Consider the following 22,516-nt stretch of genomic DNA (forward strand, 5'->3'; position numbering starts at 1 on the left):
GAACCGGAGTGGACGGACGTTCGACGCCGGGGGGTCTTTCCCCGTGTCGGACGAATTCGCGGTGAACTCCCCGTCACGAGTGAGGGGTTGCGGCAGGATGCGGTCGCATGGACGCCGTACGGGTCGCGCTGCTGCGGGAAGTGCTCGCCGGGACCGAGTGGTTGGGGGCCACCCGGAGATTCGCGGGGGTGCTGCGCGGCTCGGTGGTGACACACGGGGGCGGGCTGCTGCTCGTGGGCACGCCCGAGTACGAGCCCTGGCACCTGGCCGCGCACCTGGTCGACGAGGCGGCCTGGTCGGGCACACCGGAACTGGCACCCACGCTGGTACGGCACCACGCGCGCCCTTCCGACCCCGCGCACTTGTCCGTCGGCCCGGGCCGGATCGAGGCGGCGCGCCGCGGCGAAACGCTGCTCGTCGTGGCCCCCGAGGAACCCGCGCCACTGCTGGAGCGGGTGCACGCGGCGAGGCGGGCCGGGGTGACGGTACTGACCCTCGGCGCGGGCGACGGCGAGCTGGCGGCAATGGCCCACGACACGCTCGCCGTACCGGAGGGCGCGGAACTGGACCTGGACAGCGTGCAGCACCTGGTGGGGGCAGCGGCGGGCGAGAATCCCTCCCCGAGGGCAGGCCGAAGATTCCGCGACCGCCTGTCGAGGCTGGCGGAGGCCATAACGGCACCGCCGCCTGCCCCTTGGTGATTCGCCCACCCAGTGGTGCCTCGAAAAGCAGTTGCTCGGTGGTCACGTCCGGCCGAGCATGCCTCAGTGACCCGTGCTCTCCTCCCCGACCTCGCCCCCTGGCGGGCTTCCGCGGACTTCCGTCGGCTCTGGTTCTCCGGTCTGATCAGCAACTTCGGCAGCTTCCTGACCTTCGTCGCGGTGCCGGTCCAGCTGAAGGACCTCACCGGCTCCGCGGCGGCGGTCGGCGCGATCGGCGCCGTAGAGCTACTGCCCCTCATCGTCTGCGGACTCTACGGCGGCGCCCTCGCCGACGCCCTGGACAAGCGCGGGCTCATCGTCTGGACGGAGGCGGGCCAGGGCCTCCTCAGCGCGGCCCTCCTGCTCAACGCACTGCTGCCGCACCCGGCGGTGTGGCCGCTGTACGCCGTCGCCGCGCTCTCCTCCGCCCTGGGCTCCATACAGCGACCCGCCCTGGACTCCCTGTGGCCCCGGATCGTGGCCCACGACCACATGCCCGCCGCGGCCTCCCTGAACTCCCTGCGCTGGACCGTCGGCGGGGTCGCCGGCCCGGCGGTCGCGGGCGTGGTCGTCGCCTACGCGGGCCTCGGCTGGGCGTACGCCGCCGACCTGCTCACCTTCGCCGTCTCGCTGGCGTTCATCGTGCGCATCGCCCCCTCCCCCGCCTCCCACGAGGCCGCGAAGCCCTCGCTGCGGGCCATCGCCGAGGGCGCCCGGTACGCGTGGAACCGCAAGGAACTCCTCGGCACCTACGTCGTCGACCTCGCGGCGATGTTCCTGGCCATGCCGCTGGCCGTCCTGCCGTTCCTCGCCGACGAACTGCACGCCGAGTGGGCCCTCGGGCTGATGTACGCGTCCCTTCCGGCGGGGGCGCTGGTGGTGAGCCTGACCAGCGGCTGGACCTCCCGGATCCACCGGCACGGGCTGATGGTGCTGGCGTCGGCCACCGGCTGGGGCCTGGCCGTCGCGGCGGCCGGCGGCTGCGGGAACGTCTGGCTCGTCCTGCTCTTCCTGACCCTCGGCGGCGGCTTCGACATGGTCAGCGGGATCTTCCGGGCCGCCATGTGGAACCAGACGATCCCGGACGAGCTGCGCGGCCGGCTCGCCGGGATCGAACTGCTCTCGTACTCGGTGGGCCCGCAGCTCGGCCAGGTCCGGGCGGGTGGCCTCGCCGTCTGGGCGGGCATACGGACGTCCGTCGTCTCCGGCGGCCTGGCCTGCGCGGGCGCGATGGGCCTGCTCGCCCTGTGCCTGCCGGGGCTCATGACGTACGACGCCCGGACGAACGAACACGCGGTACGGATGCGCGAGCGGCGCGCAGCCGTACAGGCGTGATCAGCACGGAACAGGCTCAGTACGGAACGGGCTCAGTCCTCGTCGGCGTCCCCGCCGGCCGGCGCATCGTGCCAGCGCGGGTCGTTCTCCCACTCCAGGTTGCGCTCGCGGGCGGTCTCCATCGCCTGCTCGGCCTCCGTCCGGGTGGCGTACGGCCCGAAGCGGTCCTTGGCCGGGCACTCGGGGCCCTCCTCGACCTTCTTGTGCTCCAGGCAGTAGTACCACTCGCCCGGCTTGCCGACGGTGCGCTTCTTGAACAGGGCCATGGACAGCTCCTCTCGCCACCGTCATGTTCCCCCATGTCCGCTGGTTAGACTCGCTGGCATGTCTGGCCAGTCGCTGCTCGTACCAGGGGAGCTGTCCCCCACCCGTTCGGTACCCGGAAACATCCGCCGCCCCGAGTACGTCGGCAAGCCCGCGCCGACGCCGTACACCGGTCCGGAGGTGCAGACCCCCGAGACCATCGAGGCGATGCGCGTCGCGGGCCGTATCGCCGCGCAGGCGATGGCCGAGGCCGCGAAGATCATCGCGCCCGGCGTCACCACCGACGAACTGGACAAGGTCGCGCACGACTACATGTGCGACCACGGCGCCTACCCGTCCACGCTCGGCTATCGCGGCTTCCCGAAGTCCCTGTGCACCTCGGTCAACGAGGTCATCTGCCACGGCATCCCGGACTCGACGGTCCTCAGGGACGGCGACATCGTCAACCTGGACGTGACGGCGTACATCGGCGGGGTGCACGGCGACAACAACGCCACCTACCTGGTCGGGGACGTGGACGAGGAGTCGCGGCTGCTGGTGGAGCGGACCCGCGAGTCCCTCAACCGCGCGATCAAGGCGGTCAGGCCGGGCCGGCAGATCAACATCATCGGCCGGGTCATCGAGTCGTACGCCAAGCGCTTCGGGTACGGCGTCGTGCGTGACTTCACCGGGCACGGCATCAACACGTCGTTCCACTCCGGCCTGATCATCCCGCACTACGACAGCCCGCACGCGACGACGGTCATGCAGCCCGGCATGACCTTCACGATCGAGCCGATGCTGACGCTGGGCACCCACGAGTACGACATGTGGGACGACGGCTGGACGGTCGTGACGAAGGACCGCAAGCGGACGGCCCAGTTCGAGCACACGCTGGTGGTGACGGACACGGGGGCGGACATCCTGACCCTGCCGTAGCCGCCACCCGCGCCGAAAAGGCCCGCTCTGACGCCCAGGGCGGGCTTTTTCATGCCCTCTTCCCGGCTCCTCCACCGACCCTTGATGTTTTTCCGACAGCCTGTCGGTAAACTTACCGACAGAAGGTCGGCAAACCGAGGAGTGTGCCGGAGTGTCCATGGAGTCGTTCTCGACCCTCATCCGCACCGCCTCCCACGAGCAGCACGTGGAGGCGGAGACGTCGACGTTCATGAGCGACCTGCTCGGCGGCCGGCTGGGCGTGCCGGCGTACGCGCGCTACACCGAGCAACTGTGGTTCGTCTACGAGGCGCTGGAGAGCACCGCCGAGCAGCTGGCGGCGGACCCGGTGGCCGGCCCCTTCATCCGCCCGGAGCTCTTCCGGCTGCCCGCGCTGGAGCGGGACCTGGCGCATCTGCGCGGGCCGGGGTGGCGGTCGGGCCTGTCCGCCCTGCCCGCCACACGTGCGTACGCGGACCGGGTCCGGGAGTGCGCCGAGCGCTGGCCCGGCGGTTATGTGGCCCACCACTACACCCGTTACCTCGGCGACCTGTCCGGCGGCCAGATCATCCGCGACAAGGCGGAGCAGACGTGGGGCTTCGCGAAGAAGGGCGACGGCGTCCGCTTCTACGTCTTCGAGGGCATCGCCAACCCGGCCGCGTTCAAGCGGAGTTACCGCGCGCTGCTGGACGCGGTCCGGGCGGACGACCTGGAGCAGCAGCGGATCGTCGCGGAGTGCAAGCGGGCGTTCGCCCTGAACACCGGGGTCTTCCGGGCCCTGGGCGGAGTTCCCGCTGAGCGCCTAGCGCCTAGCGCCTAGCGCCTAGCGCTCCAGGAACACCCGGCCGCCGACCTCCACCCACCCGTGCGGCTGCGGAGCGGTGAGGATCTGGGAGCCCTTGCCCTGGGTGATGTTCAGTGCCCTGCCCAACTGGTCGGTGAGGAGCAGGGCCGCCGCGCCCGTCGCCTCGTCCTCCTCGATGCCGTCGTCACGGCCGGGGAAGGCGCGGGCGCGGATGCGGCCGGCCGCCTCGTCCTCCCAGGCCCAGGCGTAGATCCACTCGCCGGCCGGGGGGACGTCGAGGGCGTCGACCTCGGCGGCGTTGGCGTACTGGCGCAGGGTGCGCGGCGGGGCCCACTCGGCCCGTGCCTCGATCCAGCTGAACTCGCCGTCCAGCCGGGTCCCGACGACCCCGGCGGGCGTGACCAGTTCGGGTACGTCCAGCAGCCAGGCCGTGCCGACGCAGGGGTGACCGGCGAAGGGCAGGCGCAGGGTGGGGGTGTAGATGTCGATGACCCCGCGCTCGGGGTCGTCCACGAACACGGTCTCGCTGAAGCCGAGTTTCGCGGCGAACTCCTGCCGGTCGCTGCGCTCCGGCAGCACCGAGCCGTCGCGGACGACGCCGAGTTCGTTGCCGTAGCCGCCGTTCGGTCCGCAGAAGACGCGGAGCACGTCGTAGTCAGTCACTCGGAAATTGATACCCCCACCCCCTACCCCTTGACTCTCCCTTTACCATTTGATGGCGTCGCTTTTGAGCCGTCGAGATCAAGCCGTTCCCGTGATCGTTCCGTGAGAGCTGAATCACGAACCCGAGGGGTATAGGTAAGGCAAGCCTCATGTAAGTTAGGCCAGCCTCACCAGACCAGATTCGCCTTGGAGCCTGCATGCGAGCCGTCCGACTGACCGTCACCGCCGCCGCCACCGCGGCCGCTCTGACCGCCCTCTCGGCCTGCACCGCGAAAAGCGATGCCAAGGACGGCGACGCCATCAAGGTGACGGCCGCCGACTCGAAGTGCGAAACGTCCGCGAAGTCGGTCCCGGCCGGCCAGGTCACGCTGAAGATCGAGAACAAGGGCTCCAAGGCCACCGAGGTCGAGATCCTGTTCCCGGACGACCGGATAGTCTCCGAGAAGGAGAACATCGGCTCGGGCACGAAGTACACGCTCACCGCCGAGGTGAAGGCCGGCTCGTACGAGATCGCCTGCCGTCCCGGCATGAAGGGCAAGGGCGTCCGGCAGAAGCTCACCGTCACCGGCTCCGGCGCGAGCGCCCAGCACGACCCGAAGCTGGACAAGGCCGTCGCCGACTACCGCCAGTACGCGCAGGACCAGGCCGACCAGACCCTGCCGCTCGTCGAGACCTTCGTGAAGGCCGTCAAGGCCGGTGACCTGAACGCCGCCAAGAAGGCCTACGCCCCCTCCCGCCTCGGCTGGGAGCGGACCGAGCCGATCGCCGAGTCCTTCGGTGACATCGACCCCGAGACCGACACCCGCGCCGACGGCCTGGAGGCCGGCCAGAAGTGGACCGGCTGGCACCGGCTGGAGAAGTCCCTCTGGCAGGACAAGAAGATCGGCGGCGAGGAGAAGGCCCTCGCCGACCAGCTGCTCACCGACCTGAAGGACTGGCAGGGGCGGGTCGGCAAGGCCGTGATCACCCCGACCTCCATGGCCAACGGCGCCAAGGAACTGCTGGACGAGGTCGCCACCGGCAAGGTCACCGGTGAGGAGGAGCGCTACTCGCACACCGACCTCGTCGACTTCAAGGGCAACGTCGAGGGCGCGCAGCAGGCGTACGAGCTGCTGAAGCCGGTCGCCGCCAAGAACGACCCGGCGCTGGCCAAGGAGCTGGACAAGCAGTTCACCGCCCTCAACGCGCTGCTGGACAAGTACCGCTCGGGCAAGACCTCCTACGAGTTCGTCTCGTACGACAAGGTCACCAAGAGCCAGCGCAAGGAGCTGTCGGACGCGGTGAACGCCCTCGCGGAGCCGCTGTCCAAGCTCGCCGCCGCGGTCGTGAAGTAAGCAAGAAGAAGGCAGAGGGGCAAGGGCGATGACCGAGACCGAGGAGACCCGGCAGGCCGGCGCGAGGAAGCCGTCGCGGCGCTCGCTGATCGGCTGGGGCGGGGCCGGGCTGGCCTTCGGTGCCGCCGCGGCCGGCGGCGCGGTGGCGATGAGCAGGGCCGGCCACGACGCCGACCCGGCCGCCGCCGACGCGGGCGGCGCGGTGGAGTTCCACGGCGCGAACCAGGCCGGCATCGCCACCCCGGTGCAGGACCGGCTGCACTTCGCCGCGTTCGACGTGAAGACCGAGGACCGCGACGAGTTCGTGCAGATGCTGAAGGACTGGACGGCCGCGGCCCGGCGGATGACCGCCGGCCAGACGGTCGGCGAGGGGGCCTACGACGGCCTTGCCGAGGCCCCGCCGGACGACACCGGTGAGGCGCTCGGGCTGAAGCCGTCCCGGCTGACGCTGACGATCGGGTTCGGGCCCTCGCTGTTCGACAAGTTCGGCCTCGCGGACCGGCGGCCGGAGGCGCTCGTCGACCTGCCCCAGTTCGCGGGCGACAACCTCGACAAGACCCGCACCGGCGGCGACCTGTGCGTCCAGGCCTGCGCGGACGACCCGCAGGTCGCCGTGCACGCGATCCGCAACCTGGCCCGCATCGGCTTCGGCAAGGTCGCCATCCGCTGGTCCCAGCTGGGCTTCGGCAAGACGTCCTCGACCACCCCGGACGCGCAGACCCCGCGCAACCTCATGGGCTTCAAGGACGGCACCCGCAACATCGCGGGCACCGAGACCGACCGGCTGAAGCAGCACGTGTGGGTCGGCGACGGCGACGAGGGCGCCAAGTCGTCCTGGATGACCGGTGGTTCGTACCTCGTCGCCCGGCGCATCCGCATGCACATCGAGACCTGGGACCGGACCCCGCTCCAGGAGCAGGAGGACATCTTCGGCCGGGACAAGAAGGAAGGTGCCCCGGTCGGCAAGGCCAAGGAGCACGACAAGCCGTTCCTGAAGGCGATGAAGCCGGACGCGCACGTGCGCCTCGCGCACCCCGACTCCAACAACGGAATCACCATCCTGCGCCGGGGCTACTCCTTCACAGACGGCACCGACGGCATGGGCCGCCTGGAGGCGGGCCTGTTCTTCCTCGCCTACCAGCGGGACGTGCGCAAGGGCTTCATCCCGCTCCAGCGCAACCTGTCGGCACACGACGCGCTCAACGAGTACATCCAGCACGTGGGTTCGGCGGTCTTCGCCGTTCCGCCCGGCGTCAAGGACTCCGGCGACTGGTGGGGCCGCACGCTGTTCTCGAAGGAGGCGTAGCCCGTGTTCTCCAACTACCTGATCGGTCTGCGTGAGGGTCTCGAAGCCTCGCTCGTCGTCTGCATCCTGATCGCCTACCTGGTCAAGACCGGCCGCCGGGACGCCATCAAGCCGATCTGGATCGGCATCGGCATCGCGGTCGCCATCGCGATGGGCTTCGGCAGCGCCCTCGAATACGGCTCCGAGGAGCTGACGTTCGAGGCGCAGGAGGCGCTCGGCGGTTCGCTGTCGATCGTCGCCGTGGGCCTGGTGACCTGGATGGTGTTCTGGATGCGGCGCACCGCCCGGCACCTGAAGTCGGAGCTGCACGGCAAGCTCGACGCGGCCCTCTCGATGGGCACGGGCGCACTGGTCGCCACCGCCTTCCTGGCCGTCGGCCGGGAGGGCCTGGAGACCGCGCTGTTCGTGTGGGCCTCGGTGCACGCGGCCTCCGACGGCACCCCGCGCCCGCTGATCGGTGTGGCCCTGGGCCTCGCCACGGCGGTGTTCCTCGGCTGGCTGTTCTACCGCGGCGCCCTGAAGATCAACCTGGCCAAGTTCTTCACCTGGACCGGCGGCATGCTGGTCGTCGTCGCGGCGGGCGTGCTTGCGTACGGCTTCCACGACCTCCAGGAGGCCAACTGGATCCCGGGTCTGACGAACCAGGCCTTCGACATCAGCGACACCATCCCGCCGGACAGCTGGTACGGCACGCTGCTGAAGGGCGTGTTCAACTTCCAGCCCGACCCGACGGTCCTCCAGGTCACGATGTGGGCGCTCTACCTGATCCCCACGCTCGCGCTGTTCTTCGCCCCGGTAGGGTTCGCCTCCGGGAAGGGGAAGGTGAAGGCACCTGATGAGCAGGGATCGCGGCCCTCGAAGGCTCCGCAGGCTTGACCGGCGCGTACTGACAGCGGCCTCGCTGACCGCGCTGTCGGCCGCACTGTCGTTGACGGCGAGCGGTTGCGTGGTGGTGCACGGGGAGCGCGAGGTGCTCCCCTCTGCCACCCGCGCCGAGGCCGCCAAGGCGCTCGCCGCGTTCACGGACGCGTACAACAAGGCCGACGAGGCCTACGACAGCTCCCTGGACGCCGCCCATGTCACCGGCGCCGTCCAGGACATCGACGGTGCCCGGCTCAAGGCCGGGCACGTCAACAGCCCGTCGGGGAACCCGGACCACACCCCGCTGAAGCTGACGGACGCGAAGTTCACGATCCCGAAGAAGGCCGGCTGGCCCCGCTGGTTCGTCGCCGACGCCCAGGGCAACAAGGGCGGAAACGCCCGCTGGCTGCTGGTGTTCACGCGGGGCGACCTCGGCGATCCCTGGCAGGTGGCGTATCTGACGCTGTTCGCGCCCGGTTCCGTACCGGAGTTCAAGAAGGACAAGGACGGCTGGGCCGAGGCCGTACCGGCCGACTCGGCCCAACTGGCCGTCAAGCCCAATGACTTGAGCCAGAGCTACGCCACCTATCTGCAGAGCGGCGGGAAGACCTTCGCGGACGGGCCCGAGACCAGCGGCCTGCGCACGGCGCGCGAGAAGGCGGCGCGGAAGCCGGGCCTGGTCCGGCAGTTCATCGACGAGCCGCTGACCCACGGGGACTACGCGCCGCTCGCGCTGCGGACGGCGGACGGCGGGGCGCTGGTGTTCTTCACCACGCACCACTACCAGAAGCAGACCGCCGCCGCGGGCACCTCCGTGCCCCAGCAGAACAAGGACGTGCAGGCCCTGACCAAGGGCGAGGTGAAGCAGTCGCTGACGCTGGAGTTCATCTCCAACGAGGCCGCCCTGGACCCGGCCGGAAGCGGCCCGGTGAAGGTGGTCTCGCAGCTCCAGGGCCTGACGGCGGCGCAGGGCGAGTAGGCGGACAGCCGGGGCTCAGTGGCGCAGGGGCCAGGATCCGTGCGGGTGGTCGGCCTCCGCGTCGGCGTACCGGGCGCAGGCGTCGGTGAGTGCCTCCAGGAGGGTCAGCGGGTCGGGCAGCGCGTGCTCGGGGCCGCGCACCCAGCGCACCTGCTGGTCGTCGTCGCCGGGCAGCCGGGCGGGCGGTACGAGGACGTAGGAGCCCCGGCAGTGCCAGCGCAGGCCGGGGTGCTCGTCCATGGTCTCGGGGCGGCAGTCCAGCTCGCACGGCCACCACTCGTCCTCGTCCTCAGGGGTGCCGCGGGTGAGGGTGAAGAAGAACATGCGCCCGTCGTCACTCTCGGCGACCGGCCCGACGTCGACTCCGGAGTCGAGCAGCCGCTCCAGCGCCTCCCGGCCGGCCTCCAGCGGCACGTCGAGGACGTCGTGGGTCATGCCGGTCGCCGTGATGAAGTTCGCCTGCGGCTGGTGGCGGGCCCAGCGCTCGATCTGGGCGCGGTCGGTGGTGGACTGCGTCTGCCAGGCGAACGACACCGGGTGCCGGGCCGGGGTGGGACAGCCGACGCGGACGCACGAGCACCGGTAGCCGTCGGCGGGGTGCGCGGCGGGCGCGAGCGGCAGTCCCGCGGCGGCGGCGGCGAGCAGCAGGGCCTCACGGCCGCCGTCGTCGGCGGCTGCCTCCTTCGGGCGGCGTCCACGCAGCCACTGGGAGAGTGTGCCCTGCCGGCCGCTCCGGCCGCCGAACGTCGCGCTCATCAATCCCCTCGCCTCGCTGGGTGTGCGGACAGCATGCCTCATGGTCCCACCTTCAAGTGCCTCGGGGGGCCGAAGAGCGGATCCGGGGGCAGGGGACGAGACGCGGCTCACAGCTCCTCAGCGGGCGGCCAGGCGTCGCCCCAGTCGGCGTCCCGGGCCTCCTTGTACAGGTCGCCGTGGCGCTTGGTGACCGTCGTGCGGCGCAGCTGCCCCTCGGCCTCGCACAGGTCGAGGAGCACCTGGCCCTTGCGGATCTGCGGGCGCCGGACCACGCGGGCGGGGGCCGGGTCGACGGGCAGGCGGGTGGCGGCGACGTAGCTGAACTTCTCGTCCTCGTACGCCAGCGAGCCGCCCTTGACCTGGCGGTGCAGCGAGGAGCGGCTGACCCGGGCGGAGAAGTGGCACCAGTCCTTGCCGGGCTCGATGGGGCAGGCGGCGCTGTGCGGGCAGGGGGCGGCGACGCGGAACCCGGCCCTGATCAGCCGGTCGCGGGCCTCGATGATCCGGTCGTAGCCGGCCGGGGTGCCCGCCTCCACGATCACCACGGCCTGCGCGGCGGAGGCGGCGGCGTCGACGAGCGCGGCGCGGTCCGCCTCGGCAAGTTCGTTGAGGACGTACGACACCGTGACGAGGTCGGTGTCCTCGATGGTGAGCGCCGAGCCGATCCGGGCGCGCTGCCAGCGGGCGTCGCGCAGCGCGGGGTTGGCGGCGGCGATCTCCCGGCCGAGGGCGAGGGCTGGTTCGGCCCAGTCCAGCACGGTGACGCTGCGCTCGCCCGGCCAGGTCGCCGTGACGGCCCAGGTGGCGGCGCCGGTGCCACCGCCGACGTCGACGTGGCCGGCGGGCGTCCAGTCGGGCACGGCTTCCGCGAACGCCTCCAGCGCGGAGTGGACCGCTTCGAAGGTGGCGGGCATGCGGTAGGCGGCGTACGCGGCCACGTCGGCGCGGTCGCGCAGGATCGGGGCGTTGGTCGGGGTGTCGCCCCGGTAGTTGGCGATCAGCCTCTCCACGGCTCCGGCGGCCTGGGACGGCGGCAGTCCCGCGAGCAGGTCGGAAAGGGCGGCGCGAAGCTGCTCGGCCGGGGGTACGGGGTGGTTCACCCACCGATTGTATGGGTGCCCGGCGCTGCCACGACCGCCCTGGGGGCTCCGCCCCCAGACCCCCGTTTTGCCGAGACGTCGGGTCAGATCACCGCCCTCGCCAAGTGCGTCCCCAGCTTCGCTCTCGGTGTGCTGTCCGGGTGGCGACGTCTTGGGTGGACGGTGTTGGCCAGGAGGACGAGGAACGTGTCCGTGGCCGGGTCCAGGACCAGGGAGGTTCCCGTGAAGCCCGTGTGGCCCGCCGCTCCGTGGCCCGCCAGTTCGCCCATGAACCAGGGCTGGTCCACGGTGAAGCCGAGGCCCGGTGGGGTCAGGAGGAGTCCGACGTGGTCGGGGGCGAGGATGCGTGCGGGGCCGTAGGAGCCGCCCGCCAGCAGGGCCCGGCAGAAGACCGCCAGGTCGGGCGCGGTGGAGAAGAGGCCCGCGTGGCCGGCCACCCCGCCGAGCGCCCAGGCGTTCTCGTCGTGGACGACGCCCCGCAGCATCCCCCGGTCCGCCTTGGCCCACGGCCGCCGCTGGTCCTCCGTCGCCGCCGCCCCGGGGCAGGGCCCGAAGCGGGTCCGCGTCATGCCGAGCGGGCGGGTGATGCCGTCCTCGATCAGGACGTCGAGGGTCCGGCCGGTGACGCGCTCCAGCACGGACTGGAGCAGGAGCATGTTCAGGTCGGAGTAGACGTAGGTGCCTGGGGCGGTCGTCGGGGGTTCTGCTCGCAGCAGTGCCAGGCGGGCCCTGTCGTCCTGGCAGTCGTACAGCGGGAGTTCGGGGCGCAGCCCGGAGGTGTGGGTGAGCAGCTGCCGTACGGTGATGCCGTGTCGCACGGCGGCGTGGAAGTCGGGCAGGTGGTCGCCGACCCGGGCGTCTATGCCGAGGGTGCCCCGCTCGATCTGCTGGACGGCGGTGACGGACGTGAAGAGCTTGGTCAGGGAGGCCAGGTCGAAGGGGGTGTCCACGGTCATGGGGACCCGGGCGGAGGCCGGAAGTTCGACGCCTGTGTCGGTCTCGGGGTCGTAGGCCGCGTAACGCACCGCCCAGCCCGCGGCCTCGGCCACGGCGATCACGGGTCCGCGTCCGGCCACGACGACGGCGCCGGTCGCCCAGGGGCGCTCTCCGCGGGTGAGGGCGTGCACCTCGCCGACCAGGTGCCCGAGTTCCGCCGGGTCCAGTCCGGCCCGCTGCGCTGTGTCGGCGCGCAGTCTCGGTGCGCTCAGTGCTCGTCTCCCTCCGGCCCTGTGCGTGAATTCCAGGGACGGCACATTCCCACGAAGCAGGCCGCGGCGACCAGAGCTCCGGCCAGTTGGACCACAGCCATGGGCACGGCGGTGTGCTCCCCGGCGATGCCGACGAGCGGGGAGGCGACCGCGCCGACGAGGAAGGAGGACGTGCCGAGCAGGGCGGAGGCGGAGCCGGCGGCCTGGCGCGTGCGCAGCAGGGCCAGGGACTGGGCGTTGGGCAGGGTGAGGCCCATCGCGGACACGAGGACGAAGAGCGCCGCGGCTACGGGAGCGAGGCCGACCTCGCCGAAGGCACCGGCGGACATCAGCAGCAGGGCGGTCGCGGCGAGCGCGATCACGGTCAGGCCGGTGGCCAGCACCTTGTCCAGGCGGACCCGGCCGACCAGCACCTTCCCGTTGAGCTGCCCGGTCAGCACGAAGCCGACCGAGTTGAGGCCGAAGAGCAGGCTGAAGGTCTGCGGGGAGGCGCCGTAGATCTCCTGGATGACGTACGGCGAGGCGGACAGGTAGGCGAACAGCGCGGCGAAGGCGAAGCCGCCGGCGAGCAGGTAGCCGGTGAAGGGCGGGTCCGCGAGCAGGCCGCGCATCGTGCGCAGGGCCGCCGCGACTCCGCCGCCGTGCCGGTCGGCGGGCGGGAGGGTCTCCGGCAGCCGCAGCCAGGCGGTGGCGGCGAGCGCGGCGCCGATCAGCGTGAGCACCACGAACACGCCCCGCCAGTCCGTCACCCTGAGGATCTGCCCGCCGATCAGCGGCGCCACGATCGGGGCGGCTCCGGAGACCAGCATCAGGGTGGAGAAGAAGCGGGCCATGGCGAGGCCGTCGTACAGGTCGCGTACGACGGCCCGTGCGATCACTATCCCGGACGCGCCCGTGAGGCCCTGGGCCAGCCGGAAGGCGATCAGGGTCTGGATGTCCGGGGCGAGGGCGCAGAGGGCCGTGGCGACCAGGTAGCCGGCGAGGCCCGCGAGGAGCGGGCGGCGGCGGCCCCAGCGGTCGCTCATCGGGCCCACGACCAGCTGCCCGAGCGCCATGCCGGTCAGGCAGGCGGTGAGGGTGAGCTGGGCGGTGGCGGCGGAGGCGTGCAGGGAGCGGGTGACCTCCGGCAGGGATGGGAGGTACATGTCCAGCGCGAGCGGGAGGGAGGCGGTGAGTCCGCCGAGGAGGAGGGTGAGGAGCAGGCCGGTGGCGGGCGCGGCGGCGGCCGGGGGCGGTGCCGGGGTGGATGGCTGTTCCGCGTCCGGTGTCGGCGCAGCCGCGTGCTCGGCCATGTGCCCCTCCCTCTGGCGTCCCTGTCGCGTCCCCCGCGTGTCCCCCGCCCGCTGAACGGGCAGCCATGATCTCAGCTCGCGCCCGCTGCCGGGGCGCACACGGGCGAGGGTGCCACCTGTGCCGTATGGCGGACAGGCGATTCCGCATGGCGGACTGTCGACCTACGCTGCTGAGCCATGACTGACAGACGATCGAAGATCGCGGTGGTGACCGGCGCCGGTTCCGGCATCGGGCGGGCCGTCGCCGTGGAGCTGCTGCGCGCGGGGTGGTCGGTGACGCTGGCCGGGCGGCGCACCGAGACGCTGGAGGCGACGGCGGCGCTGGCGCCGGAGGGCCCCTGGCTCGCCGTGCGCACGGACGTGTCCCGGCCCGAGGACGTGGACGCCCTGTTCGCGGCGACGGTCGAGCGCTACGGACGCGTCGACCTGCTGTTCAACAACGCGGGCACCTTCGGCCCGGGCGGGGTCGCCGTCGAGGACCTGTCCTACGACGCCTGGCGGCACGTGGTGGACACCAACCTCAACGGGGCGTTCCTGTGCGCGCAGGCGGCGTACCGGCAGATGAAGGAGCAGGACCCGCAGGGCGGCCGGATCATCAACAACGGCTCCATCTCGGCGCACACGCCGCGCCCGAACTCGGTCGCCTACACCGCGACCAAGCACGCGCTGACCGGCCTGACCAAGTCGCTCTCGCTGGACGGGCGGCCGTACGACATCGCGGTCGGGCAGATCGACATCGGCAACGCGGCCACCGACATGACGGCCCGGATGGAGAAGGGCGTGCAGCAGGCGAACGGGCAGATCGTGCCGGAACCCGTCATGGACGTGGCCGACGTGGCACGCACCGTGCGGCACATGGCCGAGCTGCCGCTCTCGGCGAACGTGCAGTTCGCGACGGTGCTGGCGACGGCGATGCCGTACATCGGGCGGGGCTGAGGGTGGGGCTGAGCGTGGGGCCGAGGGCACGCTCGAGGCGCGATCGAGGCGTGGTTCAGGTGTGATTCAGGCGCGGTTGAGGGAACGCCTGGACAGCCCCCACAAGCGGAATTTGAACATCCGCGCTATTGCGGCCTGTCGGCGACATATGCTCAACTTTCCTCCACGAGAGCTTCACAGTTGAAGCACGAAGCCTCCGCAGCCACCTTGAGGGGGGAGGCGGCAGCCGTTCCACCGCACCGGAGTTGGGGGTGGACCCCGCGTGGGACCGCGGGGTACGCACCGGTGGGTGGAACGGCTGCCGCGCACTTTCGGCGCGGGTCCGGCACGGGTTCAGCGCCGGTGCCTGCCCGCTGACTCGGACTCCGTCGCGCCCCTCGCCGCCGTCAGGCGCCGCCGCAGCGCCCAGGCGCCCGCGCCCAGCAGGGCGACCGTGCCTGCGGCGCCCTCCAGCAGGTGCCAGGGCGAGAAGCGGCCGTTCGCCGAGCCGGCCGCGCCGACCGCCGCGTGGACCGCCTTCTTCGCGGGCGCCGCACTCGCCTTCGCCCCGCCCTCGCTGAGCGGCTCGACCAGCGTGCCCACGGACTGCGCCGAACGCCCGTGCCCGAAGCCCCAGTCGAGCAGCGCGGCGGTCTGCTCGTAGACGGCGTTGGCGCCTTCGGCCGGGTGCATCACGGTGACCAGCAGCGTGCGCCCGCCGCGAGTGGCCGCGCCGGTGAAGGTGTTGCCCGCGTGACTGGTGTAGCCGTTCTTGACACCGATCAGGCCCTGGTACGTACCCAGGCCCCACGCCCCGGTCAGCAGGCGGTCGGTGTTCTGGATCTGGAAGGTCTTCTTGCCGCCCGCCGGGAAGTCGGCGGTCCGCGTGCCGCAGTAGCCGCGGAAGTCGTCGTTGCGCAGGCCGTGGCGGGCGAAGAGCGTGAGGTCGTACGCCGACGAGAGCTGGCCCGGGTGGTCGAAGCCGTCGGGGCTGACGACGTGGGTGTCCAGGGCCTGCAGGTCCTCGGCCTTGGCCTGCATCTGCGCGACCGTCTTGGCGACCCCGCCGTTCATGTGCGCGAGCACGTGCACCGCGTCGTTGCCGGAGCGCAGGAACACGCCCTGCCACAGCTGCTCGACGGTGTAGGTGATGCCGGGCTTGATGCCGACGAGGCTGGAGCCGAGCGGGATGTCGGACAGGTCGGTGTCGGTGACCTTGTGCCGCTCGGTGCGGTCGAACTTCTCCAGCACGGTGTCCGCGAACAGCATCTTCAGCGTGGACGCGGGTGCGAGCCGCCGGTGCGCGCCGAACGAGGCGAGCACCTCTCCGCTCGCGAAGTCGGCGATCAGCCAGGAGCGGGCGGAGAGCTTTGTGGGCAGTCCACTGGCCCCGCTCACCTGGATCCCGGTACGGGCCAGCCGCTCTCCGCCGATGACGTTCGCCTCGGCCGCGGCGGCGGGGGTGGTCATGGACAGGGGCAGGGCGGCGGCCGAGAGTCCGAGGAGGGCACGCCTGCTGAGCGGAGAACAATCGCGCATCCCGGGACCGTACACCGAATCGATTACGTCGTTCTTTCGGGCCTGACCCGCGTCTTACGCAGTCCTCTCACCCGGCCCTCGCACCCCGCCTCGTACCGCGCCTCTTACCGCCTCTTGCCCCGCCTCCTACCCCGCCTCGTCATCCGCCGGGGTCAGGCCTGCTCGGTCTCGAAGCGGGAGATCCGCCCGTCGTCCTCGACGGTGAAGCTCCACCGGGTGCGCATCTCGCCCCAGGCGTCGTTGCGGTAATGGGCCACGAGGGCACGGCCGCCCTTGAGTTCCTTGTCGACCTCCATGTGGCCGTTGGAGGCGAAGATCTCCCGGTCGATCCATTCGTCGAGGTCGCGGTCGGCGCCGTCGTCGGCCATGGTCGCGTCGGCCGTGAGGAGGGCCTTGAAGCGCGCGCGGTCATGGTCGTTGACGGCGCTGACGAAGGCCCGGACGGCCGGATCGCTGAGCTTGGCTGGCTGAATCGTCATGGCGCCAGGCTCACACCGCTCCCGGGGCCCCGCCACCCGAACGCCCGCCAGGACGGGCCCGGTGGTGTGCTGGGTGCGACGGTGGAAACACGGACGCGAAGGGGGGCCGTCCGCTCGTCCTGCAGCCTCTCCCCGGGAGCCACCGTGACCTGCTTCGACCGACGTGATCTGGGCCTGCTGCTGCTCCGGCTGGGCACCGGCGGCGTGCTCGCCGCGCATGGCGCGCAGAAGCTGTTCGGCTGGTTCGGCGGGCACGGCCTGGAGGGCACCGGCCAGTTCATGGAGTCCGTCGGCTACACACCCGGCAGGGCGAGCGCGACCGCGGCGGGCCTGGCGGAGGCGGGCGGCGGGGCGCTGCTGGCGCTCGGCTTCGCGACCCCGGCGGCGGGCGCGGCGGCGGCCGGCGCGATGGCGGGCGCCGCCGCGGTGCACATGCCCAACGGCTTCTTCGCCCAGTCGGGTGGCTACGAGTACGCGGCGACCCTGGGCCTGGCCGCGACGGGCCTCGCGATCGCCGGCCCCGGCCGGCTCTCCCTCGACCACGCCCTCGGCCATGTCTTCGACCGCGGCTGGATGGTCCCGCTGGCCCTCGGCGCGACGGCGGCGGGAACGGCCCTGATCGTCGGCGCCCGCAACCGGCGGGTCCGGGCGAAGGCGGAGGGCGAGCAGGAGGCCCTTTTCGAGGAGTAGGCCGGGCCGCGCGCGACGCCATGGCAGGCTTCCCGCATGACGGAACAGCAGCTGACCCCCGCCGCCGGCCGTGCCGAACTCTGGTCGGCCGTGGACGAACTCTGGGACCGCCTGGAGTCCACCAGCACGCACACCGGGACGGAGAACGTCCTGTTGCGCGTCCTGAAGCTGTCGGAGGAGGCCGGCGAGGTCGCCCAGGCGGTGATCGGCGCGACCGGCCACAACCCCCGCAAGGGCTTCTCGCACACCTGGGACGACGTCCAGGCCGAACTCTGCGACGTGGCGATCACGGCTCTGGTGACCCTGCGCTCGCTCACCCCGGACGCGCGGGAGGTCTTCGAGGCGCACCTGAAGGGGGTACGGGAGCGTCCGACGACTCCCCCGGCCTGAGCGGCCCCCCGAAGGGATGCCGCTCAGGCCAGGTCCCGAGGAAGGACCTAGTACACGCTGACGCCGTACGCGCTCAGCGCTTCGGTCACCGGCTGGAAGAAGGTCGTACCGCCGGAGGTGCAGTCGCCGCTGCCGCCGGAGGTCAGGCCTATGGCCTTGGTGCCGTCGAACAGCGAACCGCCGGAGTCGCCCGGCTCGGCGCAGACGTTCGTCTGGATGAGGCCGTAGACGATGTCGCCTCCGCCGTAGTTCACGGTGGCGTTGAGGGCCTGGACGGTGCCGCTGTGGACGCCGGTGGTGGAGCCGCTGCGCTTGACGGACTCGCCGACGAACGCGTTGGCGGCGGAGGTGATGTCCTGGCTGGTGCCGTTGTACAGGTTGACGGTGCCGGGGTGGGTGACGCCGGTGTTGTCGTAGCGGACGATGCCGTAGTCGTTGGTCGGGAAGCTGGACCCCACGGTGGGGCCGATGTAGGTGCTGAAGCTGGAGCTGGTGTACCAGTTCGGGAAGCCTTGGGTGCAGTGCCCCGCGGTCAGGAAGTAGTAGGTGCCGCTGCTGCTGCGGACGTTGAAGCCGACGGAACACCGCCAGCCGGCGTCGGCGTAGATCGCGGTGCCGCCGTTGAGCAGCTTCTTGAAGGTGCCGCTGACGCGCTTGACGGTGACGGCGTCACCGTAGGAGGCGGTGGCGGACCGGAGCTTGGCCAGCTCGGCGCGCGAGACGCGGCTGTCGGCGCTCACTACGAGGGTGTTGCTCTTGGGGTCGACGGCCCAGGCGGTGCCGGGGATGTCGGCGGCCTTGACGGCAGCACCGGCCCTGGCGAGCTGAGCGGAGCTGTGGGTGGGGGCGGCGTGGGCGACGGGCGTCGCGAGCGCCGCGGCGAGGAGCCCTGACGCCACGGCGATCAGCCCGGAGCGTCTGACGATGCGAGGGGTCTTGACCTTCACTCGTTCCTCCTGGGTGGTGGGGAGGCCGGCCAGGTGGCACGCGATGATCCCGGGGTTTTCGACGTGCTCCTGACAAGCGCGCACGGAATGGAGTATTCAGCTCCCCACAGGTGACGGACAAGCGGTCGACAGCAGAAATTACGCGCGTAACACATTGGCCTGGACCTGCCGCCAAATCCTCCAAGCCCCCAGCGGTCCAATCAGGCTGATGACCAGTCAGAAGCAGGCACAGCGAAAACCACGGCCAAGCCCCCGCTCCCGGAGCGAACCGAACCCGGCGGGGACTTCGTCGTACCCAGCATCCGCAAGCGGACACCGACAGGGAGAGACCCATGAAGAACCGCACGGCCATAACCGCGCTCGCCGCCATGACCGCCGTCCTCGGCATCGCCATGCCCGCACACGCCACGGGTACCACCACCACCGACGACGTCGCCGCGATCCGGTTCGTGTCCGTCCACTGGTGGGACCCGTCGTCGAACGGCATGAACACGTACGTGCAGTTCAAGAACACGGGCACCCAGACGGTCGACCTGAGCGGTGCCACGCTGGAGACCCTCGACCAGGACAACGGCGTCAGATACGGCATGAACTTCGATCCGGGCACCAGACTGGCGCCCGGGAAGACGATGGTCGTCACCATCGGAGGCCGGCCCAGACTGGCGAACTACTACGCGTGGACCTCCGAGTTCGGGGCCTTCTACAAGCAGCTCTCCCTCAGGCCCGCGAACCACGAGCTGTACGGCATCGGCTGCGTGCTCAACCCGGTCCCCGACTATGACTACGACGTCCACACGGGACCCAAGTCGGCCGACAGCTTCTGCTCCGGCTATCGCCGCTCGTCGGTCCGCATGGCCAAGGTGTACTCCGACTCGCCGGGCTCCGACACCGGGACCAACTCCAGCCTGAACGCCGAGTACGTGCAACTGAAGAACTACGGCACCACGGACGTGAAGATCGGCGGGGACACGATCTACAACGGCGTCGACAGCCTGTACAAGCTGCCCACGTTCACACTGAAGCCCGGGAAGACGGTCACCGTGCGCACCGGAAAGGGCACGAACACGACGAGCACCCTGTACATGAACCGCACCTCGTACTTCTGGCCGAACCGGAAGTCGTCCGGGTTCCTGTCCGACAGCAGCAACCGACGCCTGTCGAACTGCTCCTACGACGACTCCGAGCACCAGGGCTGGCAGTACTGCACCCACAACTGAACCAGAACAGCCGGGGGCGCTTCCGTGGCTATCTGGATGGCTACATAAGGAGACGCCCCCGCCCTGGAGCGGTCCGGACGGAGGCTTCGCCGTTCTCGCAGATCAGACAGCCTGTTCGATGCGCTCGAAGATGTCCGAGTCCGTCTCCTGCTGCCAGGTCGGCAGGTCGGCCCAGTCGGCGACGTATCCGGGCTTCGGGTCCTTGAAGTGCTTGAACATCTGGGCGGTCCAGCAGATCGCGACGAAGCGGCCCTTCTGCTCGCGGGTGAGCCTCGTGGCATGCCCTTCGCTGATCCTGATGAAGTCGCGCACCTGTCCGTACACGGCGGCGGCAGCCTCGCGCTCCCACTCGGGTGTCTCGTCCCACGGCGTGACATAGCCAGGCTTCGGCTCACCGGGGTAGTGCTTGGTCACACCGGCGATCCACGCCTCGCGGAAGATCCGACCGTCACTCATGCACGTGTCCCTCTCGTCATGCGGTACGCGAAAGCGCCGCGATTCGGTGATCCAGATCCGAGACTCGGCCATCGGACATCAGCGGGGCAAGACGCCCTCGGAGTCCGTCCAGCTTCTTGCCGATGAATCCCGAGTTCGACCGGTCGGCCAGACCAAGAGCTGCCTCCGCGTACTGCACGACCTGATCGATATCGCCCCAGTGGATCCCGAGGACGGCAAGGTCGCTCAGCACAGCGGCGCGGCGGCGCAGCGACAAGGGTTGGGCGAGGGCTGCGGAGAGGGCGTCTTCCGCGAGGTCGGGACGGCCGAGCTGGAGGTAGCAGGCTCCTCGCTCCTCGGAGAGACGGGAACCGTCGAAGCGAAGCCAGCCACCATTGTGGGAGTGGCCATCGAGGGAGTGCACCTTCTCAGCCTCGTCGAGGGCCCTGGTGCATCCGTCGATGTCTCCCATGGCCGCGTACGCCTGAGCCTGGACGGAGGCGACCCAGTGGCGGGTGGACAGTGCGCTGTCGCCCCGCCGGGCGATCCGGGAGGCCGCCGCCAGCAGGGGCTGGGCAGCGGGCGCGCGTCGCGCGTACAACTCGACGTAGGCGTGGCGGGTCATGGCACAGGCCCAGAGGTCGTGGTCACCACCGGCATGGGCGGCGTTGGCGGCGAGCGTGTAGCACTGGGCAGCGTCGGTGTACCGGTTGGCGTCGAAGAAGAGTTCGCCGGCGAGTTGGTAGAGGTCGGCCGTCATCGTGCACAGCCGGGCCCGGTCCGCTGGGGTACGCGCCTCGGCCAGGCCCTTCGTCAGGACGTCGAGTTGCTTGCGGACCGCCGGAAAGACGGTCGGCTTGGAATCCGAGAGGGTGAAGACCTGCCACAGACTGCGGTGCAGCTCCTCCCCTGTCTCCAGGAGCGCCACCACTGTGTGTCCTCGCGGGGCCTCGTCCGAACTGGGCAGGGTGACCAGCGCGCCCGTGACGGCGAGCAGGCCCAGGACATCGCGGCGCTTCATATCGTCATCATCACCGTGGAGGAGGGGTGGGGTGTCAGGAAGCACGGCGGTTTCGGCTGGCTGTTCTTCGAAGAGAAGCCCTTCCAGCTCGGAGAGGGTGACTCCTAACAGGCTGGCGATCGTGGGCCGTTGGTGTGGCTGTGGGGTGGCACGGCCACTTTCCCAACGGACCACGGTGGACGCGGCCACCGTAAGAGCTTCTGCGAATTCCTCCTGAGAGTAACCCTTTGCCACCCTCCGCTCGGCAAAGCGCCTACGCCTTAAAGCCATTTGGCCTCCCCTCACGAAGAGCACCTTCCTCGCTCGCAACACCCGATGCCCGGAAAACGCCTGATCAATGCGCGGGGTCCGCTCTGGGAGACGGTAACGGATCGTCGTTCACTGGTCACACGCCGCTCAGAGGTTGAAGGACCCTCGGGCGGCTCCCCCGAGGCAGCGGGCCGCGCGCTGCGTCCCGTTCAGGCTGCGGCCGGCTGCTGCCCCATCAGAGAGGAGCGACCACGTGACAACCTCCGAACTGCCCCGCATGAACCCCGGCGCCGGCGGCCGTACGTACACGCCGCCGAAGCCCCAACCGGGTGCACCGAGCCGGGCTCTGCGGGTACGGGCGGCCGGCGGCTGGGAAAGGTTTATGCGCCGCATCGAGGCCCGGCAGGAGACGGGGACGTGAACCCGGTCGGGCCCGACGGCTACGAGCAGCACCCGCTCCTGAACACGAACGTCCGCGACATCGCCTCACGTGGGGAGGGTGTGCTCGTCGCCGTCACGCACAAGCTCCACAGCCACGGCACGGTCCGGGTCGCGCACATCCGGCCCGAGAGTGGCATCGAGTGGACGACCGCGGCCGACAACATCCAGGCGGCTCGCCTCTGAGGCGGTGTCCACGGATCGCCGTCCGCACGCTACCGGCGCGGGTGGAGAACAGCGCCCGATCCCTCCCCCTCCCCCAGCTCGGAGAGGGCCAGGAGGAGAACAGCCAGCTCTGCCCCCGTGGGGCAGACGTTCAAGCCCCGCTCACCCTGATCAGACCCTCGCCTTCGGGGACGTCCCGCATCTGGGTGAGCGGTTTCCTGCACCACTCCACTTTCAACTCAAGGAGTCTCATGACCACCTCCGTCGTACTTCCCACCCTGACGCGGCCGTGGGGTGTGGGCCGACTCGCGCCCTACCCGACGACCATCCGCCGGCCCCATGCCACGGTCGCCATCGACCCCACGACGCAGCTCGGGGTGTTCCGCGACCGCGCCGGGCAGGTGGTCGAGATGGGCAAGCACGGCACCAGCTCCGGTACCGAGACCTCCACGACGACGAACTCGGACTCCCGGAACGACCAGGGTCACGACCAGGACAGCAACCAGGACTGA

The 22,516-nt window shown here is 70.8% G+C and carries 25 protein-coding genes and 2 pseudogenes; 15 read left to right on the forward strand and 12 right to left on the reverse strand.

The features are described 5' to 3' along the window. Nucleotides 1-107: 107 nt before the first annotated feature. Together ACWD35_RS12580 and ACWD35_RS12585 are read left to right on the forward strand one after the other, a co-directional pair. Nucleotides 108-701 carry a hypothetical protein gene (locus tag ACWD35_RS12580; protein WP_451351181.1) on the forward strand — a complete coding sequence of 198 codons (594 nt, stop codon included), beginning with the start codon at nucleotides 108-110 and terminating at the stop codon, nucleotides 699-701. Between the two features lie 66 nt (nucleotides 702-767). Then, on the forward strand, nucleotides 768-2,036 hold the full coding sequence (locus ACWD35_RS12585; RefSeq protein ID WP_451351182.1) for an MFS transporter: 1,269 nt from the start codon (nucleotides 768-770) through the stop codon (nucleotides 2,034-2,036). Nucleotides 2,037-2,068: 32 nt separating this feature from the next. Here ACWD35_RS12585 and ACWD35_RS12590 read toward each other — a convergent pair whose 3' ends face one another. Then, nucleotides 2,069-2,302: a hypothetical protein gene (locus tag ACWD35_RS12590; RefSeq protein ID WP_451351183.1), complete on the reverse strand. Its 234-nt coding sequence runs from the start codon at nucleotides 2,300-2,302 to the stop codon at nucleotides 2,069-2,071. Between the two features lie 58 nt (nucleotides 2,303-2,360). Here ACWD35_RS12590 and map point away from each other — a divergent pair, with 58 nt between their 5' ends. Together map and ACWD35_RS12600 are read left to right on the forward strand one after the other, a co-directional pair. Next, complete coding sequence (gene map, locus ACWD35_RS12595; protein WP_451351184.1) at nucleotides 2,361-3,218, forward strand: type I methionyl aminopeptidase; 858 nt, start codon at nucleotides 2,361-2,363, stop codon at nucleotides 3,216-3,218. A gap of 157 nt (nucleotides 3,219-3,375) precedes the next feature. After that, nucleotides 3,376-4,021 (forward strand): annotated as a pseudogene (locus ACWD35_RS12600) (biliverdin-producing heme oxygenase). Nucleotides 4,022-4,038: 17 nt separating this feature from the next. On the opposite strand, the gene ACWD35_RS12605 reads toward ACWD35_RS12600, so the two are convergent. Continuing rightward, the gene (locus tag ACWD35_RS12605; RefSeq protein ID WP_451351185.1) at nucleotides 4,039-4,683 is read right to left on the reverse strand and encodes a PhzF family phenazine biosynthesis protein; all 645 of its coding nucleotides are present in this window, start codon (nucleotides 4,681-4,683) and stop codon (nucleotides 4,039-4,041) included. 197 nt (nucleotides 4,684-4,880) lie between these two features. On the opposite strand from ACWD35_RS12605, the gene efeO reads away from it, so the two are divergent. Genes efeO through ACWD35_RS12625 form a run of 4 tightly spaced genes read left to right on the forward strand, consistent with a single transcriptional unit; the run spans nucleotide 4,881 to nucleotide 9,163 of the window. Then, nucleotides 4,881-6,017 carry an iron uptake system protein EfeO gene (gene efeO / locus ACWD35_RS12610; RefSeq protein ID WP_451351186.1) on the forward strand — a complete coding sequence of 379 codons (1,137 nt, stop codon included), beginning with the start codon at nucleotides 4,881-4,883 and terminating at the stop codon, nucleotides 6,015-6,017. A gap of 28 nt (nucleotides 6,018-6,045) precedes the next feature. Next, complete coding sequence (gene efeB, locus ACWD35_RS12615; protein WP_451351187.1) at nucleotides 6,046-7,323, forward strand: iron uptake transporter deferrochelatase/peroxidase subunit; 1,278 nt, start codon at nucleotides 6,046-6,048, stop codon at nucleotides 7,321-7,323. A gap of 3 nt (nucleotides 7,324-7,326) precedes the next feature. Beyond that, nucleotides 7,327-8,199 (forward strand): iron uptake transporter permease EfeU, encoded by an 873-nt coding sequence (gene efeU / locus ACWD35_RS12620; protein WP_451351188.1) that lies wholly within the window; start codon nucleotides 7,327-7,329, stop codon nucleotides 8,197-8,199. After that, nucleotides 8,159-9,163 (forward strand): hypothetical protein, encoded by a 1,005-nt coding sequence (locus ACWD35_RS12625; RefSeq protein ID WP_451351189.1) that lies wholly within the window; start codon nucleotides 8,159-8,161, stop codon nucleotides 9,161-9,163. The genes efeU and ACWD35_RS12625 overlap by 41 nt, the downstream gene beginning before the upstream one ends. A gap of 15 nt (nucleotides 9,164-9,178) precedes the next feature. On the opposite strand, the gene ACWD35_RS12630 is transcribed toward ACWD35_RS12625, so the two are convergent. From ACWD35_RS12630 to ACWD35_RS12645, 4 genes are all read right to left on the reverse strand, one after another. After that, nucleotides 9,179-9,919 (reverse strand): bifunctional DNA primase/polymerase, encoded by a 741-nt coding sequence (locus tag ACWD35_RS12630; RefSeq protein ID WP_451351421.1) that lies wholly within the window; start codon nucleotides 9,917-9,919, stop codon nucleotides 9,179-9,181. 107 nt (nucleotides 9,920-10,026) lie between these two features. Continuing rightward, a complete protein-coding gene (locus tag ACWD35_RS12635) occupies nucleotides 10,027-11,019 on the reverse strand; it encodes a small ribosomal subunit Rsm22 family protein (protein ID WP_451351190.1) in 993 nt (330 codons plus the stop codon). Nucleotides 11,020-11,102: 83 nt separating this feature from the next. After that, nucleotides 11,103-12,272 carry a serine hydrolase domain-containing protein gene (locus ACWD35_RS12640; protein WP_451351191.1) on the reverse strand — a complete coding sequence of 390 codons (1,170 nt, stop codon included), beginning with the start codon at nucleotides 12,270-12,272 and terminating at the stop codon, nucleotides 11,103-11,105. Beyond that, nucleotides 12,224-13,519, reverse strand: coding sequence for a multidrug effflux MFS transporter (locus tag ACWD35_RS12645; RefSeq protein ID WP_451351192.1), 1,296 nt, complete (start codon nucleotides 13,517-13,519; stop codon nucleotides 12,224-12,226). The genes ACWD35_RS12640 and ACWD35_RS12645 overlap by 49 nt, the downstream gene beginning before the upstream one ends. Before the next feature lie 177 nt (nucleotides 13,520-13,696). Here ACWD35_RS12645 and ACWD35_RS12650 point away from each other — a divergent pair, with 177 nt between their 5' ends. Beyond that, nucleotides 13,697-14,455 carry an SDR family oxidoreductase gene (locus ACWD35_RS12650; RefSeq protein ID WP_451351193.1) on the forward strand — a complete coding sequence of 253 codons (759 nt, stop codon included), beginning with the start codon at nucleotides 13,697-13,699 and terminating at the stop codon, nucleotides 14,453-14,455. 333 nt (nucleotides 14,456-14,788) lie between these two features. Here ACWD35_RS12650 and ACWD35_RS12655 read toward each other — a convergent pair whose 3' ends face one another. Further along, a complete protein-coding gene (locus tag ACWD35_RS12655; RefSeq protein ID WP_451351194.1) occupies nucleotides 14,789-15,973 on the reverse strand; it encodes a D-alanyl-D-alanine carboxypeptidase family protein in 1,185 nt (394 codons plus the stop codon). 152 nt (nucleotides 15,974-16,125) lie between these two features. Then, nucleotides 16,126-16,452, reverse strand: a complete 327-nt coding sequence (locus tag ACWD35_RS12660; RefSeq protein ID WP_451351195.1) for a nuclear transport factor 2 family protein — start codon at nucleotides 16,450-16,452, stop codon at nucleotides 16,126-16,128. Nucleotides 16,453-16,596: 144 nt separating this feature from the next. On the opposite strand from ACWD35_RS12660, the gene ACWD35_RS12665 reads away from it, so the two are divergent. After that, nucleotides 16,597-17,142 (forward strand): DoxX family protein, encoded by a 546-nt coding sequence (locus tag ACWD35_RS12665; protein WP_451351196.1) that lies wholly within the window; start codon nucleotides 16,597-16,599, stop codon nucleotides 17,140-17,142. 36 nt (nucleotides 17,143-17,178) lie between these two features. Next, nucleotides 17,179-17,532, forward strand: coding sequence for a MazG-like family protein (locus ACWD35_RS12670; RefSeq protein ID WP_451351197.1), 354 nt, complete (start codon nucleotides 17,179-17,181; stop codon nucleotides 17,530-17,532). 47 nt (nucleotides 17,533-17,579) lie between these two features. On the opposite strand, the gene ACWD35_RS12675 is transcribed toward ACWD35_RS12670, so the two are convergent. Beyond that, complete coding sequence (locus ACWD35_RS12675) at nucleotides 17,580-18,512, reverse strand: S1 family peptidase (RefSeq protein WP_451351422.1); 933 nt, start codon at nucleotides 18,510-18,512, stop codon at nucleotides 17,580-17,582. Nucleotides 18,513-18,811: 299 nt separating this feature from the next. Here ACWD35_RS12675 and ACWD35_RS12680 point away from each other — a divergent pair, with 299 nt between their 5' ends. Further along, a complete protein-coding gene (locus tag ACWD35_RS12680; protein WP_451351198.1) occupies nucleotides 18,812-19,696 on the forward strand; it encodes a lamin tail domain-containing protein in 885 nt (294 codons plus the stop codon). Between the two features lie 102 nt (nucleotides 19,697-19,798). Here the strand turns inward: ACWD35_RS12680 and ACWD35_RS12685 are convergent, their stop codons facing one another. The 3 genes and pseudogenes from ACWD35_RS12685 to ACWD35_RS12695 form a co-directional block, all read right to left on the reverse strand. After that, complete coding sequence (locus ACWD35_RS12685; RefSeq protein WP_451351199.1) at nucleotides 19,799-20,152, reverse strand: hypothetical protein; 354 nt, start codon at nucleotides 20,150-20,152, stop codon at nucleotides 19,799-19,801. A 16-nt stretch (nucleotides 20,153-20,168) separates the two neighbouring features. Next, entirely contained in the window at nucleotides 20,169-21,152 is a 984-nt protein-coding gene (locus tag ACWD35_RS12690; RefSeq protein WP_451351423.1) for a transcriptional regulator, read from the reverse strand. Between the two features lie 141 nt (nucleotides 21,153-21,293). Beyond that, nucleotides 21,294-21,422 (reverse strand): annotated as a pseudogene (locus ACWD35_RS12695) (helix-turn-helix domain-containing protein); the annotation flags it as partial. Between the two features lie 232 nt (nucleotides 21,423-21,654). Between ACWD35_RS12695 and ACWD35_RS12700 the strand changes: the two are divergent. The 3 genes from ACWD35_RS12700 (at nucleotide 21,655) to tgmA (ending at nucleotide 22,516) form a co-directional block, all read left to right on the forward strand. Further along, complete coding sequence (locus tag ACWD35_RS12700) at nucleotides 21,655-21,822, forward strand: hypothetical protein (RefSeq protein ID WP_451351200.1); 168 nt, start codon at nucleotides 21,655-21,657, stop codon at nucleotides 21,820-21,822. Further along, nucleotides 21,819-22,025, forward strand: coding sequence for a hypothetical protein (locus ACWD35_RS12705; RefSeq protein ID WP_451351201.1), 207 nt, complete (start codon nucleotides 21,819-21,821; stop codon nucleotides 22,023-22,025). The genes ACWD35_RS12700 and ACWD35_RS12705 overlap by 4 nt, the downstream gene beginning before the upstream one ends. Before the next feature lie 230 nt (nucleotides 22,026-22,255). Further along, the gene (tgmA, locus tag ACWD35_RS12710) at nucleotides 22,256-22,516 is read left to right on the forward strand and encodes a putative ATP-grasp-modified RiPP (RefSeq protein WP_451351202.1); all 261 of its coding nucleotides are present in this window, start codon (nucleotides 22,256-22,258) and stop codon (nucleotides 22,514-22,516) included.

This window comes from Streptomyces sp. NPDC002671, assembly GCF_053592475.1.

What these genes read in the sequence shown, in the direction of transcription:
- efeO (WP_451351186.1), top strand. Translation starts at nt 4,881, where the DNA reads ATGCGAGCCGTCCGACTGACCGTCACCGCCGCCGCCACCGCGGCCGCT.
- map (WP_451351184.1), top strand. Translation starts at nt 2,361, where the DNA reads ATGTCTGGCCAGTCGCTGCTCGTACCAGGGGAGCTGTCCCCCACCCGT.
- ACWD35_RS12680 (WP_451351198.1), top strand. Translation starts at nt 18,812, where the DNA reads ATGAAGAACCGCACGGCCATAACCGCGCTCGCCGCCATGACCGCCGTC.
- tgmA (WP_451351202.1), top strand. Translation starts at nt 22,256, where the DNA reads ATGACCACCTCCGTCGTACTTCCCACCCTGACGCGGCCGTGGGGTGTG.
- ACWD35_RS12660 (WP_451351195.1), bottom strand. Translation starts at nt 16,452, where the DNA reads ATGACGATTCAGCCAGCCAAGCTCAGCGATCCGGCCGTCCGGGCCTTC.
- ACWD35_RS12590 (WP_451351183.1), bottom strand. Translation starts at nt 2,302, where the DNA reads ATGGCCCTGTTCAAGAAGCGCACCGTCGGCAAGCCGGGCGAGTGGTAC.
- efeB (WP_451351187.1), top strand. Translation starts at nt 6,046, where the DNA reads ATGACCGAGACCGAGGAGACCCGGCAGGCCGGCGCGAGGAAGCCGTCG.
- ACWD35_RS12630 (WP_451351421.1), bottom strand. Translation starts at nt 9,919, where the DNA reads ATGAGCGCGACGTTCGGCGGCCGGAGCGGCCGGCAGGGCACACTCTCC.
- ACWD35_RS12655 (WP_451351194.1), bottom strand. Translation starts at nt 15,973, where the DNA reads ATGCGCGATTGTTCTCCGCTCAGCAGGCGTGCCCTCCTCGGACTCTCG.
- ACWD35_RS12580 (WP_451351181.1), top strand. Translation starts at nt 108, where the DNA reads ATGGACGCCGTACGGGTCGCGCTGCTGCGGGAAGTGCTCGCCGGGACC.
- ACWD35_RS12670 (WP_451351197.1), top strand. Translation starts at nt 17,179, where the DNA reads ATGACGGAACAGCAGCTGACCCCCGCCGCCGGCCGTGCCGAACTCTGG.
- ACWD35_RS12645 (WP_451351192.1), bottom strand. Translation starts at nt 13,519, where the DNA reads ATGGCCGAGCACGCGGCTGCGCCGACACCGGACGCGGAACAGCCATCC.
- ACWD35_RS12650 (WP_451351193.1), top strand. Translation starts at nt 13,697, where the DNA reads ATGACTGACAGACGATCGAAGATCGCGGTGGTGACCGGCGCCGGTTCC.
- ACWD35_RS12685 (WP_451351199.1), bottom strand. Translation starts at nt 20,152, where the DNA reads ATGAGTGACGGTCGGATCTTCCGCGAGGCGTGGATCGCCGGTGTGACC.
- ACWD35_RS12625 (WP_451351189.1), top strand. Translation starts at nt 8,159, where the DNA reads ATGAGCAGGGATCGCGGCCCTCGAAGGCTCCGCAGGCTTGACCGGCGC.
- ACWD35_RS12690 (WP_451351423.1), bottom strand. Translation starts at nt 21,152, where the DNA reads ATGAAGCGCCGCGATGTCCTGGGCCTGCTCGCCGTCACGGGCGCGCTG.